Source organism: Micromonospora sp. MP36, assembly GCF_008119785.1.
Classification (GTDB): domain Bacteria; phylum Actinomycetota; class Actinomycetes; order Mycobacteriales; family Micromonosporaceae; genus Micromonospora.
Genome location: NZ_VSFA01000141.1, coordinates 1 through 15,023, shown reverse-complemented (window position 1 = coordinate 15,023; position 15,023 = coordinate 1). Strand labels below are relative to the sequence as shown.

The window sequence follows — 15,023 nt, the reverse complement described above, 5'->3', positions numbered from 1 at the left end:
ACCCCCACAAGGGGTCGGCCCTTCGTCACACCCACCAGCGGCCGGCCCCACCCAGGGGCCGGCCGTTCGGCGTATCCGGGGCGGTCAGGCCGGCGCGTCGGCCTCGGCGAGTACGGCGAGGATGTGTTCGCCGTACTTCGCGAGCTTGTTCTCGCCGACGCCGTTGATCCGGGACAGCTCGGTCAGCGAGGCGGGTGCCTCGGTGGCGATCTGGCGCAGGGTCGCGTCGTGGAAGATGACGTACGCGGGCACGCCCTGCTCCTTGGCGGTGGCCGCCCGCCAGGCCCGTAGCCGGTCGAACACCGGGGCCGCGGCGGGGGTGAGGTCGGCGACGACGGTGGCCGCGCCCCGGGGCTTCGCCGACCGGGTGGACACCGGCTTCTCCGGTTCCCGCCGCATGGTGACCGTACGCCGGCGGCCCAGCACCTCGGCGCTCGCCTCGGTCAGGGCGAGGGTGCCGTAGTCGCCCTCGACGGCGAGCAGGCCCTCGGCGAGCAGTTGCCGCACCACGCCCCGCCACTCCGCCTCGCGCAGCTCGGTGCCGATGCCGAAGGTGCTCAGCGAGTCGTGGCCGTGCTGGTCGATCTTGTCGGTGCGCTTGCCGAGCAGGATGTCGATGCTGTGCCCGGCGCCGAACCGCTGGTTGCGTTCCCGGTCGAGCCGGTAGACGGTGGAGAGCAGCTTCTGCGCGGCGACGGTGCCGTCCCACGACTCCGGGGGCGCGAGACAGGTGTCGCAGTTGCCGCAGCCGCCCGCGCCGGTCTCGCCGAAGTATTCGAGGAGCTGCGCCCGGCGGCAGCGGACCGTCTCGCAGAGGGCCAGCATCGCGTCCAGGTGGGTGGCGAGGTTGCGCCGGTGCGCCAGGTCGCCCTCCGAGGTCTCGATCATCTTGCGCTGCTGGACGACGTCCTGGAGCCCGTACGCCAGCCAGGCCGTCGACGGCAGGCCGTCCCGCCCGGCGCGGCCGGTCTCCTGGTAGTAGCCCTCGACCGACTTCGGCAGGTCGAGGTGGGCGACGAAGCGTACGTCCGGCTTGTCGATGCCCATGCCGAACGCGATGGTGGCGACCATGACCAGCCCGTCCTCGCGCAGGAAGCGCTGCTGGTTGGCGGCCCGGGTCCGCGCGTCCAGCCCCGCGTGGTAGGGCAGCGCCGGGATTCCGTTCGCCACCAGGAACTCGGCCGTCTTCTCCACGGACGCGCGGGACAGGCAGTAGACGATGCCCGCGTCGCCCGGGTGCTCGTCACGCAACAGCCCCAGCAGCTGCTTGCGCGGCTCCCGCTTGGGCACGATCCGGTACTGGATGTTGGGCCGGTCGAAGCTGGCCACGAAGTGCCGGGCGTCGGTGAGCTGCAGCCGGGTGGCGATCTCCGTACGGGTGGCCTTGGTCGCGGTGGCGGTCAGCGCGATCCGCGGCACCCCCGGCCAGCGCTCGTGCAGCATCGACAGGTTGAGGTAGTCGGGGCGGAAGTCGTGCCCCCACTGGGAGACGCAGTGCGCCTCGTCGATGGCGAACAGCGCGATCCGGCCCCGCTCGAGCAGACCGACCGTGGCGCGGACGGCCAGCGCCTCCGGGGCGAGGTAGAGCAGGTCCAACTCGCCGGCGAGGAAGGCCGCCTCCACCCGCCGCCGCTCGCCCGGCTCCTGGGTCGAGTTGAGGAAGCCGGCGCGGACGCCGACGGCGGTGAGCGCGTCGACCTGGTCCTGCATGAGCGCGATCAGCGGCGAGACGACCACCGCGACGCCGTCCCGGACCAGCGCGGGGATCTGGTAGCAGAGTGACTTGCCGCCACCGGTCGGCATCAGCACCAGCGCGTCGCCGCCGGCCACCACGTGCTCGACGACCTCCTGCTGGAAGCCCCGGAATGTGTCGTAGCCGAACACCCGACGGAGCACCTGCAGGGCGTCCTCGGTCCGCTGATCGGTGGGGGAGACCATCCGCGCAGTCTACGAGCGTTCCCCGACATCGCCGGGCCCCGGCGAGCGTGCCGCCGGCGGGGCGGCGCGGATCCGGCGGGCCGACCGACCGATGCGCGGACGTCGCGGACCGTGAGTGACCGCTGACGCTGTCGGAAGTGCGACCGGTCCGGTCGGGACCGGGGGAAACCAGTGCCAAGACGACGACAAACCGGACAAGGAGGTGTTCCGGTCGTCACCCCGTGGAATCCCCGCCCGGGTCGCAGCCGTTAAAGTCGCTGACTGACCACGCGCGGCCGAACGGCCGCGGCGGCACGGCTTGGGGGGAACAGGTGAGCGAGGCGCGGACGCCGGGTGACCTGGTGCCGACCGATACGGAGACAGCCCTCGGACGGCCGGCACCGGCCGAGGCGGAGACCACCCTGGTGGTGGTGACCGGGCTCTCCGGCGGTGGCCGCAGCACGGTGGCCCGGGCGCTGGAGAACGTGGGCTACTACGTGGTCGACAACCTGCCCCAGGCTCTCATGCTGGACATGGCCGAGCTGGCATTCAAGGCCGGCGGCGCGGCTCGGCGCACGGCCATGGTGCTGGACGTCCGCTCCCGCGCCTTCTCCACCGACCTGGCGGGGGCGATCCGGGAGCTGCGGGAGCGTGGCTTCCAGCCCCGGGTGGTCTTCGTCGACGCCGACGACGAGGTGCTGATCCGCCGGTTCGAGAGCGTCCGGCGTTCGCACCCGTTGCAGGGTGACGGGCGGCTGGCCGACGGCATTGCCGTCGAGCGCGCCCTGTTGGAGGAGGCCCGGGACCAGGCCGACGTGATCATCGACACCAGCCACCTGAACGTCAACCAGCTGCGTCGCCGGGTCGAGGAGCTGTTCGGCGGGGAGGACTCCCGTCGGCTGCGGATCACCGTGCTCTCCTTCGGCTTCAAGTACGGCCTCCCGCCGGACGCCGACTTCGTGATGGACGCCCGGTTCCTGCCCAACCCGTACTGGGTGCCGGAGCTGCGCGAGCACACCGGGCGCGAGGAGGCGGTCAGCGCGTACGTGCTGGGCCAGGAGGGTGCCGACGCCTTCGTGGCCGGCTACGCGGACCTGGTCAACGCCACCACCGCCGGTTTCGAGCGGGAGGGCAAGCGCTACCTGACCGTCGCCGTGGGCTGCACCGGCGGCAAGCACCGCAGCGTGGCGATCGCCGAGGAGCTGGCCGCCCGGCTGCGCCAGTCCGGCATCGCCGCCCACGCCCAGCACCGGGACCTGGGGCGGGAATGATCCCGACCAGGGTGGTCGCCTTCGGCGGCGGGCACGGGCTCTCGGCGTCCCTGCGGGCGTTGCGGCACTGCGTACCCGAGCTGGACCTGGACATCACCGCGGTGGTCACGGTCGGTGACGACGGCGGCTCCAGCGGTCGGCTGCGGGCCGAGCGCGGCGGGCTGCCGCCGGGCGACCTCCGGCAGGCGCTGGTCGCGTTGGCCGGCGATCATCCGGCCACCCGGCGCAGCGCGGCGTTGTTCCAGCACCGCTTCGCCGTCGCCGACGGCGGCGAGGCGGGCGATTCCCTGGCCGGGCACGCGGTCGGCAACCTGCTGATCAGCGGGTTGACGGAGCTGCTCGGCGACCCGGTGGCCGCGCTCGACCACGCCGGCGCGATGCTCGGCGCGGTCGGCCGGGTGCTGCCGATGACCTGCCAGCCGGTCGACATCGAGGCCCGGGTGCGCGGCGCCGACCCGGGCCAGCCCGACGAGGTACGCACGGTGCGCGGCCAGCACCAGGTGGCGGTCACCTCCGGCCGGGTGGAGTCGCTGCGGCTCACCCCGTCCGCGCCGGCCGCGTGCGCGGAGGCGGTCGCGGCGGTACGCGCGGCCGACTGGCTGATCTTCGGGCCGGGCAGCTGGTACACCAGCGTGCTGCCCCACCTGCTGGTGCCGGAGCTGGCCGACGCGATCGTCTCCAGCCCGGCCCGGCGGCTGGTCACGCTCAACCTGGTGGCGGAAAAGGAGACCCTCGGGCTCTCCCTGGCCGACCATCTGGACACCCTGCGGCGCTATCTGCCCGAGCTGAAGGTGGACATGGTGCTGGCGGACTCCACGGCGGTGGGTGACCCCGGGGCGGTGGCCGGTGCGGCAGAATCGCTGGGTGCCCGGCTGGTCCTCGCCCCCGTCGCCGTCCTGGACGGCACGCCCCGTCATGATCCAGCCGCCCTGGGCGCCGCGCTGGTGCCTGTCCTGGGCGCCGATCGTTAGACACGTACGTAATCACCGGCGACACGCCGGGAACCGGTCGTTGAGGGGGCGCACTTTATGGCGATGACGGCGGCGGTCAAGGACGAGCTGAGTCGGGTCGACGTGCCCAAGCCCTGCTGCCGGCGGGCGGAGATGGCGGCTCTGCTGCGCTTCGCGGGCGGCCTGCACATCGTGTCGGGTCGCGTGGTGGTCGAGGCGGAGCTGGACACCGGCGCGGTCGCCCGGCGGCTGCGGCGGGAGATCGCCGAGGTCTACGGCTATCCGAGCGAGATCCACGTGCTCGCCTCCGGCGGGCTGCGCAAGGGCAGCCACTTCATCGTACGGGTGGTCAAGGACGGCGAGGCGCTGGCGCGCCAGACGGGTCTGCTGGACGTCCGGGGCCGCCCGGTGCGCGGCCTGCCGCCGCACGTGGTCGCCGCCAACGTCTGCTGCGCCGTGTCCGCGTGGCGGGGCGCGTTCATGGCTCACGGCTCGCTCACCGAGCCGGGTCGCTCCAGCGCCCTGGAGATCACCTGCCCCGGCCCCGAGTCGGCCCTCGCCCTCGTCGGCGCGGCCCGGCGGATCGGCATCACCGCCAAGAACCGCGAGGTCCGGGGGGTGGACCGGGTGGTGGTCAAGGACGGGGACTCGATCGCCGCGCTGCTCACCCGTATCGGCGCCCACTCCAGCGTGCTGGCCTGGGAGGAGCGGCGGGTGCGCCGGGAGGTCCGGGCCACCGCCAACCGGCTGGCCAACTTCGACGACGCCAACCTGCGCCGCTCGGCCCGGGCCGCGGTGGCCGCCGCCGCGCGGGTCACCCGGGCCCTGGAGATCCTCGCCGACGACGCCCCGCATCACCTCACCTCGGCCGGTAGGCTGCGCCTGGAGCACCGGCAGGCCTCGCTGGAGGAGCTCGGGGCGCTGGCCGACCCGCCGCTGACCAAGGATGCCATCGCCGGCCGGATCCGCCGGCTCCTCGCGCTGGCCGACAAGCGGGCCCGCGACCTGGGCATCCCGGATACGGAAGCGGCCGTCACGCCGGACATGCTCGTGGTCTGATAGGACGGTGAGGCGTCACCCCGCCGGCGGTTTCCGCACCACCCGCCGCAGCGCGACGCCGCACGCTCGGATAAGGTCGCTGCGTACGGCAAGGGGGCCGGCACAGGCACTCCTCGCCGTGCTCACCGCCTCGGGCGGTCAGGTCTCCGAAGACCGCGGCGGGGCGGCCGAGATGAACCGTCAACGGCCGGCTCCAACGGTCGGCGCACACCATTCCGCCGGCCCGGGTCTGACGCCGGCGGACCAGAACGCGAGGAGATGGGACCTGTGACCATCCGGGTTGGCATCAACGGCTTCGGCCGGATCGGCCGCAACTTCTTCCGGGCAGTGCTGGCGTCCGGCGCTGACGTCGAGGTCGTGGCGGTCAACGACCTGACCGACAACGCGACGCTCGCCCACCTTGTCAAGTACGACAGCATCCTGGGCCGCCTTCCGCAGGAGGTGAAGGCCACCGACGACGAGATCAGCGTGGGTGGCCACACCATCAAGGCGTACGCCGAGAAGGACCCGGCCAAGCTGCCGTGGGGCGAGGTCGGCGCCGACGTCGTCATCGAGTCCACCGGGTTCTTCACCGACGCCACCAAGGCCAAGGCGCACATCGACGGCGGGGCCAAGAAGGTCATCATCTCCGCTCCGGCGAAGAACGAGGACGTCACCGTGGTCATGGGCGTCAACCAGGACCAGTACGACCCGGCCAAGCACACCATCATCTCGAACGCCTCCTGCACCACCAACTGCCTCGCCCCGATGGCGAAGGTCCTGCAGGACACGTTCGGCATCCAGCAGGGTCTGATGACCACCATCCACGCGTACACCCAGGACCAGAACCTGCAGGACGCGCCGCACAAGGACCTGCGCCGGGCCCGGGCCGCCGCGCTCAACATCGTGCCGACCTCGACCGGCGCCGCGAAGGCGATCGGCCTGGTCCTGCCGGAGCTCAAGGGCAAGCTGGACGGTTACGCGCTGCGCGTGCCGATCCCGACCGGCTCGACCACCGACCTGACCGTCACGGTCGGCCGGGAGACCACCGTGGACGAGGTCAACGCCGCGATGAAGGCCGCCGCGAACGGCCCGCTCAAGGGCATCCTGGTCTACAACGAGGACCCGATCGTCTCCGCCGACATCGTCACCGACCCGGCGTCGTGCATCTTCGACGCGCCGCTGACCAAGGTGATTGGCAACCAGGTCAAGGTCGTCGGCTGGTACGACAACGAGTGGGGCTACTCGAACCGCCTGGTCGACCTGGTCAAGCTGGTGGGTAGCTCCCTGTGAGTGCGAGGGGTGAGCTGGCGAGCCCCGCAGTCACGAACGGAGGGCTGGCTCTGTGAGCATCCGTAACCTCGACGACCTGCTCGCCGAGGGGGTGTCAGGTCGGCGCGTGCTGGTGCGCGCCGACCTGAACGTCCCGCTCGACAAGCAGACCGGGGAGATCACCGACGACGGCCGGATCCGGGCCGTCCTGCCGACCCTGAGCGCGCTGGTCGAGGCCGGTGCCAAGGTGGTCGTCTGTTCGCACCTGGGCCGCCCGAAGGGCGCGCCGGACCCGCAGTTCAGCCTCCGCCCGGTGGCCGGGCGGCTGGGTGAGCTGCTCGGTGCGCCGGTCCACTTCGCCGAGGACACCGTGGGCGACTCGGCCCGCGCCTGCGTGGACGGGCTCGCCGACGGCCAGGTCGCCTTGCTGGAGAACCTCCGCTTCAACAAGGGGGAGACCAGCAAGGACGACGCCGAGCGGGGTGCCTTCGCCGACCAGCTCGCCGCCCTCGGCGACGCGTACGTCGACGACGCCTTCGGCGCGGTGCACCGCAAGCACGCCAGCGTCTACGACGTGCCGGCCCGGCTGCCGCACTTCGCCGGCCGGCTGGTGCTGCGCGAGGTGGAGGTGCTCAGCGAGCTGACCGGCGCGCCGGAGCGGCCGTACGTGGTGGTGCTGGGCGGTTCCAAGGTCTCCGACAAGCTCGCGGTGATCGAGGCGCTGCTGCCGAAGGTCGACCGGCTGCTCATCGGCGGCGGGATGTGCTTCACCTTCCTCAAGGCCCGGGGCCTGGAGGTGGGCAGCTCGCTGCTGGAGGAGGAGATGGTCGAGACCTGCCGCAACCTGATGGAGCGCGAGCCGGGCAAGATCATGCTCCCGGTCGACGTGGTGGCTGCGGTCGCCTTCGCGCCGGACGCCGAGCACGACACCGTCCGGGTGGACGGCATCCCGAACAAGCGGGTCGGGCTGGACATCGGCCCGGAGACGGTGGCCGGGTTCGCCGCCGCCCTCAAGCAGGCGCGGACGGTGTTCTGGAACGGCCCGATGGGCGTGTTCGAGATGGCCGCGTTCGCCAACGGGACCCGCGGGGTCGCCGAGGCGATCGCGAAGTCCGGCGCGTTCAGCGTGGTGGGCGGCGGTGACTCCGCGGCGGCGGTGCGGACGCTCGGGCTCGACGAGTCGGCGTTCGATCACATCTCCACCGGCGGCGGCGCCTCCCTGGAGTACCTGGAGGGCCAGACCCTCCCCGGCATCGCGGCCCTGGAGAAGTGATGGCTAGCCCCACCCGCCGGCCACTGATGGCCGGCAACTGGAAGATGAACCTGAACCACCTCGAGGCCAACCTGCTGGTGCAGAAGCTGGCCGCGAGCCTCACCGAGAAGCAGCTCACCGAGGTCGAGACGGTGGTCCTGCCGCCGTTCACCGACCTGCGCACCGTGCAGACCGCGGTGGACGGTGACAAGCTGCTGATCGGCTACGGCGCGCAGGACCTGTCGCCGTACCAGTCGGGCGCGTACACCGGGGACATCTCCGGGCCGATGCTCGCCAAGCTGGGCTGCACCTACGTGGTGGTCGGCCACTCCGAGCGGCGGCAGTACCACAACGAGGACGACGCGCTGGTCAACGACAAGGTCAACGCCGCCCTGGCCAACGGGCTCACCCCGATCCTGTGCATCGGCGAGGGGCTGGAGGTCCGGGAGCAGCTCCGGCACGTGCCGCACTGCTGCGACCAGCTCGACGGCGCGCTCCGGGGGCTCACCGCGGAGCAGGTCACGAAGGTCGTCGTGGCGTACGAGCCGGTCTGGGCGATCGGCACCGGCAAGACGGCGACCCCGGAGGACGCCCAGGAGGTCTGCGGCGAGGTGCGCAAGCGGCTCGGCGAGAGCTTCGACGAGGCCACCGCCCAGCAGGTCCGCATCCTCTACGGCGGCTCGGTCAAGGCGACGAACATCGCCGCGATCATGGCGCAGCCGGACGTGGACGGGGCCCTGGTCGGCGGCGCCAGCCTGGACGCCGAGGAATTCGCGCAGATCTGCCGGTTCCCGGAGCACATCGCTCGCTGATCGCTCGCTATCCTTGACGCTGCCCGTCCGTCGGTCGGTGCCGCCGTGCCCGACTCCGACGGGCAGTGATCGCAACGAGAGGACAGACCCCCGCCATGCCGATCTGGTTCGCCTACACGATGATCGTGTTGCTGGTCATCACGAGCATCCTGCTCACGCTGCTGATCCTCCTGCACCGCGGCAAGGGCGGCGGGCTGTCGAGCATGTTCGGCGGGGGTGTCAGCTCCAGCCTGGCCGGCTCCTCGGTGGCCGAGAAGAACCTCGACCGCTACACCGTTCTGGTGGGGATCATCTGGTTCGCGTGCATCGTCGGGATCGGGCTCTGGCTCCGGCTCCAGTTGAGCAGCGGCGCCTGAGCCAGCGCGTCGAGTCGTACAATCTGCGCGCGGTCCGTCACGGACCGCGCGCAGATTTGTTTTCGCTGCACCGCGTCGCCCGCCGCCCACCCCGAGCGGCGGTCCCCTCCGACGACAGGAGCCAGCAGCCGTGCCCAGTGACCACGTGATCCGCGGCACCCGGACGGGGTCCGCACCCGAGCGTTTCGACCAGCGGTACGAGCCGGCCCCGCGCCGGCCGGTCACCTACTGGTGCGGCAACGCCCATGAGGTCCAGTTCCTCATCGCCGCCGACGCGGAGGCGCCGGAGGCCTGGGACTGTCCCCGCTGCGGCCAGCTCGCCGGCCCGGACCCGGGGAACCCGCCCGGCCGGCCGCGCTCGGAGCCCTACAAGACCCACCTGGCGTACGTGCAGGAGCGGCGCACCCCGGAGCAGGGGGAGGCCCTCCTCGCCGAGGCCCTCGACGCGCTACGCCGCCGCCGTGACGGGGCCTGACCGGGGTCGGCGTCGCCCTTAGTGGTCGGCCGCTACGCCGCCGCGACGGGGCCTGACCGGGGCCGGCGCGTCGCCCCTGGTGGTCGGGCGGGCCCTCCCTTACACCTCAGCGGAGGCTGCGCAGGCGGGGCGGCACGTCGGCCGCCGCCGCCCGGTCGAGCAGCCAGAGGGTACGGGACACCCCGTGCACCCCGGCCGCGGGAAGCTGCACCGGACCGGCCCCGGCGAGGGCCATGCCCACCGCCCGGGCCTTGTCCGCGCCGGCGGCCACCAACCAGACCTCCTCGGCCGTGTTGATCGCCGGCAGGGTCAGCGTGATCCGCACCGGCGGCGGCTTCGGGCTGCCGCGTACGGCGCTGACCGGCCGGGTGTCGTGGTGCACGGGGTGCTCCGGGAAGACCGACGCCACGTGCCCGTCCTCCCCGACGCCGAGCATCAGCACGTCGAAGTGGGGGAGCGCGGCGGTGCCGGGCCGGGCCGCCCGGGCCAGTTCCTGCGCGTAACCGGCGGCGGCCGCCTCCGGGTCGTTGCCGGCCGGCCCGTCGGAGGGCGCCATCGGATGGATCCGCGCCGGATCCAGCGGCACCACGTCCAGCAGCGCCGACCGGGCCTGCGTCTCGTTGCGCTCGGGGTCACCGGCCGGCAGGAACCGCTCGTCGCCCCACCAGACGTCGACCCGGGACCAGTCGACGGCGTCCCGGGCCGGCAGCTCCGCCACCGCCCGGTAGACCGCCGCGGCGATCCGCCCGCCGGTCAGCACCACCGACGCCTGGCCCCGTTCCGCCTGCGCGTCGAGCAGCTTCACCACCAACCGGGCCGCCACCGCCTGCGCCAGCAGGTCGGCGTCGGCGTGTACGGCGACACTCGCCTCACTCATCCATCGTGCCTTCGTGCTCCGACCGCCCCGCGGCGGTCACCGGTGCTGTCCGAACCGTCGGGCGGCCGGTGCCGCCCCCGGTCCGCTCACTCGTGGGCGGTGGCGCCGGCGTGCGCGGTGATCCCGGCCTCGGCCCGCTGGGCGGTCGCCGGGTCCTTCCACACGTGCACCCGCTGGCTCGGACGGTCCTCCAGCCCGGAGATGCCGGCGGTGGCGCCGAGCGCCTCCGCGTACACCTGGTCGGCGTCGAGGCGGCGCAGCTCCTCGGCCAGCTCGTCGCCGAGCGGGCGGCGGACCAGCGGCAGCGACCGGTCCTCCTGGCCGGTACGCAGGAAGGTCGCCACGTTGTCGTCCCGGGTCAGCGTCAGCTGGTCGCCGTTGGCGCAGCGCAGCTGCACCTCACGCATCCGCGGGAACTCGTCGGTGCGCAGCCAGGCCGGGTCGATGCCGAGCCGGGACGCGAGCCAGCCGCGCATCAGCGCCGCCGTGGGGTCGGACCCGGGCGCCACCACGGCCGCCTCGGTGACCTTGGCCTGGGCGGTGTCGAACGCCCCGGCCACCAGGGTGCGCCACGGAGTGATCCGGGTCCAGGCCAGGTCGGTGTCGCCGGGGGCGTAGTCCACGGCGCGCTGCCGCAGCGCGGCGACCGGGTCGGCGGCCTGCGCCGCGTCGGTGATCCGCCGGTCGGCCACCACACCGAGGTAGTCGGTGGCGATCTCCTCCGGCGGCTCGCCGTGCCACCAGGTCACCACCGGTACGTCCGGCACCAGCAGCGGCAGCACCACCGACTCGGCGTGCAGCGCGAGCCGGCCGTACATCCGCATCACCACCGCCTCGCACGGGCCGAGCCGGCCGCCGACGACGATCTCCGCGTCCAGGCGGTTGCGGTCCCGCTCGACGTCCGAACGGACCACCACGAGCAGCCGGCACGGGTGGGCGGCGGCCGCTATGGTCGCCGCCGCCTCCGCCTCCCGGACCCGCTTCTCGTCCACCACCACGATCAGGCTCAGCGCCATGCCGCTGGCCACTCCACCCGCGCTGCGCCGCTCGGCGGCGAGCGCCTTGACCACCTCGTTGCCGGTGGTGTCCCACAGCCCGATCAACGGATCCTCCCGGTCTGCTCGGTCATGCCCGCCGCCAGGATCGGCCGTCGCGGGCCAGCATCTCGTCCGCCGCCCGCGGCCCCCACTCGCCGGCCCGGTACGACTCGGGCTTGGTGTCCGCCCAGGCGCGCTCCAACGGGTCGATCACCTGCCAGCTCTGCTCCACCTCGGCGGCGTCCGGGAACAGCGTCCGGTCGCCGATCAGCACGTCCAGCACCAGCCGCTCGTACGCCTCGGGGCTGGACTCGGTGAACGCCTCGCCGTACTGGAAGTCCATCGCGATGTCCCGGACCTCCATGGCGGTGCCCGGCACCTTCGAGCCGAACTTCAGCACCACGCCCTCGTCCGGCTGGACCCGGATGACGAGCTGGTTGCTGCCGAGCGACTCCACGTCCGCCGGGTTGAACGGCAGGTGCGGCGCCTTCTTGAAGATGATGGCCACCTCGGTGACCCGCCGGGGCAGCCGCTTGCCGGCCCGGATGTAGAACGGCACCCCCGCCCACCGCCGGTTCTGGATGCCGAGCTTCACCGCCACGTACGTCTCGGTGGTGGAGTCCGGCGGGACGCCCTTCTCCTCCAGGTAGCCGACGGCGCGTTCGCCGCCCACCCAGCCGGGCAGGTACTGGCCGCGGACGGTGTCCCGGGCCACGTCCTTCGGCACCGTGATGGCCTTGAGCACCTTCAGCTTCTCGGTCCGGATCTCGTCGGCGTCGAAGCTGGTCGGCTCCTCCATGGCCACCAGGGCGAGGAGCTGGAGCAGGTGGTTCTGCAACACGTCCCGGGCCGCCCCGGCCGAGTCGTAGAACCCGGCCCGGGTGCCGATGCCGACGTCCTCGGCCATGGTGATCTGCACCGAGTCGACGTACTTCGAGTTCCACAGGGGCTCGAAGAGGTTGTTGGCGAACCGCAGGGCGAGGATGTTCTGGACCGTCTCCTTGCCCAGATAGTGGTCGATCCGGAAGACGTCCTGGCGGGTGAAGACGTCGTCGACCAGGTCGTTGAGCGCCTTCGCCGAGGGCAGGTCGTGGCCGAACGGCTTCTCCACCACCACCCGCCGCCAGCCGCCCGACTTGGCATTGTCCGCCATGCCGGTACGGGCGAGCTGCTTGAGCACCACGGGAAAGGCCGCCGGGGGGATGGAGAAGTAGAAGGCGGCGTTGCCGGGGATGCCGTGCGAGTCGCGCAGCTCGTCCATCGTGTCGGCGAGCTGGTCGAACGCGGTGTCGTCGTCGAACGAGCCGCCGACGAACTTGATGTGCCCGGCCAGCCGCGCCCACACCTCCTCCCGCCACGGGGTGCGGGCGTGCTTCTTCGCCGCCTCGTAGGCCAGCGACTCGAAGTCGCCGTCGCCCCAGTCGCGCCGGGCGAAGCCCAGGACCACGAAACCGGGCGGCAGCAGCCCCCGGTTGGCCAGGTCGTAGACCGCCGGCAACAGCTTCTTGCGGGCCAGGTCACCGGTCACCCCGAAGATCACCAGAGCGCACGGCTCCGGGATCCTCGGCAGCCGCCGGTCCTGAGGGTCGCGCAGCGGGTTCATGCCGCCTCCTCGCTCCGCTGATGTCACATCATCCATCGTCACGTCCGTGTCCGTCCGGCCGCATCCAGTAGCTGGGCGATGCCCGTCGCCCGCTCGGTCAGGTGCAGTCGCAGCACCGGCCGCCCCCGGTTGGCCAGGGCCTGCCGGTCGCCGGCGGCCTGGGCCGCCTGAAGCTCCCCGAAGGTGTACGGGCGGCCGGGCACCGGTAGGTCGTCGATGACCGCGCCGGTCACCTGAAGGTAGCTCCCAACCGGCCGGCCGCCCTTGTGGTACTGCCCGGTGGAGTGCAGGAAGCGCGGGCCCCACCCGAAGGTCACCGGGCGGCGGGTCGCCCGGGCCAGCACGGGTCGCAGCCCGGCCACCGCCGCGTCACCGCGCCGGTCCAGGTACGCCGTCACCGCCAGGTACCCGTCGTCGCCCAGCCCGTCGAGCAGCCGGCGCAGCACCGCAGCCAGGTCGGCCGGCGCGCCGGGCGGGGCGTACACCTCGATGGCGCCCTCGGTGAACGACGGCGCCTCCGCCGGCGGTCCGGCGGCGAGCAGGCGCGCGGTGTGCTCCTTGCTCTCGGCGACGTCGGGCTGGTCGAACGGGTCGACCCCCAGCACCGCCCCGGCGATCGCGGTGGCGTACTCCCAGGTCAGGAACTGGGCGCCGAGGGGGCCGTTGACCGCCACGTCCGCGCTGCCGGCGCCGGGCGCCACCCCGGGGCCGAGCGCGCCGCCGTAGCTGACGGTGAGCACGTCCGGGCCGGTGGCGCCGGGGGCGTCCGGGGCCTCCACCACCACCGGCAGCAGGCCCACGCCCGCCTTGCCGGTCGACTCGGCGAGCAGCTGTTCGACCCAGTCACCCAGCCCGTCGACGCCGGTGCCGTCGGAGGTCAGGGCGATCACGTCCCGGCCGGTGGTGGCCGCCACGCCGAGGGCGGCGCCGAGGGCCAGCCCGGGGTTGTCCCGGTCCCGGCCCAGCGACCCGGCGAGCGCGTCGGCGTCGTCGAGCAGGTCGGTCACCGGTACCCCGGCCAGCGCCGAGGGGACCAGCCCGAACGCGGTGAGCGCCGAGTATCGCCCGCCCACCTCGGGGTCGGCGGGGATGGTGACCAGCCCCGCCTCCGCCGCGGTCGCTGCCAGCGGCGAACCCGGGTCGGTGACCACCACGAAGTGCCGCGCCGCCTCCGCCTCGGTCATCCCGGCGTCGAGGAACGCCTGCCAGTACGCCCGCCGGTGGCTGTCGGTCTCGACGGTCGTGCCGGACTTACTGGAGATCACCACCACGGTCCGCTCCAGCCGGTCGGCCAGGGCCGCCCGGACCTGGCCGGGGTCGGTGGTGTCCAGCACGGTGAGCGGCCGGCCGAGGGTACGGGCGATCACCTCGGGGGCGAGCGACGAGCCGCCCATCCCGGCGAGCACCACGTGGTCGAGGTCGGCCAGTTCGTCGGTCAGCTCGGCGAGCTGGGGGAGGAGCTCCCGGCTGCGGTGGTGGGTGTCCAGCCAGCCGAGCCGGACCCGCGCCGTCGCCTCCGCGTCGGGGCCCCACAGGGTCGGGTCCTTCGCGGCGAGCCGGGCGGGGACGTCCCGGGCGACCAGGGCCGCGCGCACCGACGCCGGCGCGGACCGGTCGACCGGGTCCGCGCCGTGTACGGCCAGCCCGGCGGCGATGTCCGCCGGGCTGGCCAGCAGGTCACTCACGGCGGGCGCCGTTCGTCACGCGTTGCCCCCGGCCCGCTCGGCCGCCGTCGCGCTGCCCTTGGCGGCCTTGCCCGGATGCCCGGTGCCCTTGGCCGCCTCGGTGAGGGACTTCTTCACCCCGTCGAGCAGTTCCACCCAGCTCGCCTCGAACTTCTCCACGCCCTCCCGCTCGAGGACGGCGACCACGTCGGCCATGTCCACGCCGACCGCCTGCAGGTCGGCGAAGACCTTGCGGGCGTCGTCGTAGCAGCCGGTGACGGTGTCGCCGCCCCGGAGTTCGCCGTGGTCGGCGAAGGCGTGGATGGTCGGTTCCGGCATGGTGTTCACCGTGCCGGGGGCGATCAGCTCCTCGACGTACATGACGTCCCGGTAGTCCGGGTTCTTCGTCGAGGTGGACGCCCAGAGGGGGCGCTGCGGGTGGGCCCCGGCATCGGCGAGGGCCTGCCACCGGTCGGAGGCGAAGACCTCGCAGTACCGC

General features: G+C 73.1%; 14 protein-coding genes. 8 read left to right on the top strand and 6 right to left on the bottom strand.

From position 1 onward, the window contains the following. Positions 1-84: 84 nt before the first annotated feature. On the bottom strand, positions 85-1,938 hold the full coding sequence (recQ, locus tag FXF52_RS37330) for a DNA helicase RecQ (protein ID WP_148804391.1): 1,854 nt from the start codon (positions 1,936-1,938) through the stop codon (positions 85-87). A gap of 341 nt (positions 1,939-2,279) precedes the next feature. On the opposite strand from recQ, the gene rapZ reads away from it, so the two are divergent. From rapZ to FXF52_RS37290, 8 genes are all read left to right on the top strand, one after another. Further along, complete coding sequence (rapZ, locus tag FXF52_RS37325; protein WP_148804392.1) at positions 2,280-3,188, top strand: RNase adapter RapZ; 909 nt, start codon at positions 2,280-2,282, stop codon at positions 3,186-3,188. Then, a complete protein-coding gene (yvcK, locus tag FXF52_RS37320; protein ID WP_148804390.1) occupies positions 3,185-4,159 on the top strand; it encodes a uridine diphosphate-N-acetylglucosamine-binding protein YvcK in 975 nt (324 codons plus the stop codon). The genes rapZ and yvcK overlap by 4 nt, the downstream gene beginning before the upstream one ends. A 57-nt stretch (positions 4,160-4,216) precedes the next feature. Next, a complete protein-coding gene (whiA, locus tag FXF52_RS37315; protein ID WP_148804389.1) occupies positions 4,217-5,197 on the top strand; it encodes a DNA-binding protein WhiA in 981 nt (326 codons plus the stop codon). 267 nt (positions 5,198-5,464) lie between these two features. Continuing rightward, on the top strand, positions 5,465-6,469 hold the full coding sequence (gene gap / locus FXF52_RS37310) for a type I glyceraldehyde-3-phosphate dehydrogenase (protein ID WP_148804388.1): 1,005 nt from the start codon (positions 5,465-5,467) through the stop codon (positions 6,467-6,469). Positions 6,470-6,521: 52 nt separating this feature from the next. Further along, positions 6,522-7,721 (top strand): phosphoglycerate kinase, encoded by a 1,200-nt coding sequence (gene pgk, locus FXF52_RS37305; protein ID WP_148804387.1) that lies wholly within the window; start codon positions 6,522-6,524, stop codon positions 7,719-7,721. Further along, positions 7,721-8,512 carry a triose-phosphate isomerase gene (gene tpiA / locus FXF52_RS37300; protein WP_148804386.1) on the top strand — a complete coding sequence of 264 codons (792 nt, stop codon included), beginning with the start codon at positions 7,721-7,723 and terminating at the stop codon, positions 8,510-8,512. Before pgk ends, tpiA begins: the two co-directional genes overlap by 1 nt. 95 nt (positions 8,513-8,607) lie before the next feature. Further along, complete coding sequence (gene secG / locus FXF52_RS37295) at positions 8,608-8,868, top strand: preprotein translocase subunit SecG (RefSeq protein ID WP_148804385.1); 261 nt, start codon at positions 8,608-8,610, stop codon at positions 8,866-8,868. Between the two features lie 130 nt (positions 8,869-8,998). Beyond that, positions 8,999-9,343, top strand: a complete 345-nt coding sequence (locus tag FXF52_RS37290) for an RNA polymerase-binding protein RbpA (RefSeq protein ID WP_148804384.1) — start codon at positions 8,999-9,001, stop codon at positions 9,341-9,343. 106 nt (positions 9,344-9,449) lie between these two features. Here FXF52_RS37290 and pgl read toward each other — a convergent pair whose 3' ends face one another. The 5 genes from pgl to FXF52_RS37265 all read right to left on the bottom strand — a co-directional run. After that, positions 9,450-10,220: a 6-phosphogluconolactonase gene (pgl, locus tag FXF52_RS37285; protein WP_148804383.1), complete on the bottom strand. Its 771-nt coding sequence runs from the start codon at positions 10,218-10,220 to the stop codon at positions 9,450-9,452. Between the two features lie 86 nt (positions 10,221-10,306). Beyond that, positions 10,307-11,323 carry a glucose-6-phosphate dehydrogenase assembly protein OpcA gene (locus FXF52_RS37280; protein ID WP_148804382.1) on the bottom strand — a complete coding sequence of 339 codons (1,017 nt, stop codon included), beginning with the start codon at positions 11,321-11,323 and terminating at the stop codon, positions 10,307-10,309. A 22-nt stretch (positions 11,324-11,345) separates the two neighbouring features. Next, on the bottom strand, positions 11,346-12,860 hold the full coding sequence (gene zwf / locus FXF52_RS37275) for a glucose-6-phosphate dehydrogenase (RefSeq protein ID WP_187413942.1): 1,515 nt from the start codon (positions 12,858-12,860) through the stop codon (positions 11,346-11,348). 38 nt (positions 12,861-12,898) lie between these two features. After that, complete coding sequence (locus FXF52_RS37270; RefSeq protein ID WP_148804380.1) at positions 12,899-14,545, bottom strand: glucose-6-phosphate isomerase; 1,647 nt, start codon at positions 14,543-14,545, stop codon at positions 12,899-12,901. Between the two features lie 15 nt (positions 14,546-14,560). Beyond that, on the bottom strand, positions 14,561-15,023 hold a 463-nt coding region (locus FXF52_RS37265; protein WP_305069370.1), incomplete at its 5' end, for a transaldolase family protein.

Bases quoted from the DNA above. Each gene is read 5' to 3' on its own strand.
- tpiA (WP_148804386.1), top strand. From the start codon at position 7,721: ATGGCTAGCCCCACCCGCCGGCCACTGATGGCCGGCAACTGGAAGATG.
- zwf (WP_187413942.1), bottom strand. From the start codon at position 12,860: ATGAACCCGCTGCGCGACCCTCAGGACCGGCGGCTGCCGAGGATCCCG.
- whiA (WP_148804389.1), top strand. From the start codon at position 4,217: ATGGCGATGACGGCGGCGGTCAAGGACGAGCTGAGTCGGGTCGACGTG.
- pgl (WP_148804383.1), bottom strand. From the start codon at position 10,220: ATGAGTGAGGCGAGTGTCGCCGTACACGCCGACGCCGACCTGCTGGCG.
- recQ (WP_148804391.1), bottom strand. From the start codon at position 1,938: ATGGTCTCCCCCACCGATCAGCGGACCGAGGACGCCCTGCAGGTGCTC.
- yvcK (WP_148804390.1), top strand. From the start codon at position 3,185: ATGATCCCGACCAGGGTGGTCGCCTTCGGCGGCGGGCACGGGCTCTCG.
- secG (WP_148804385.1), top strand. From the start codon at position 8,608: ATGCCGATCTGGTTCGCCTACACGATGATCGTGTTGCTGGTCATCACG.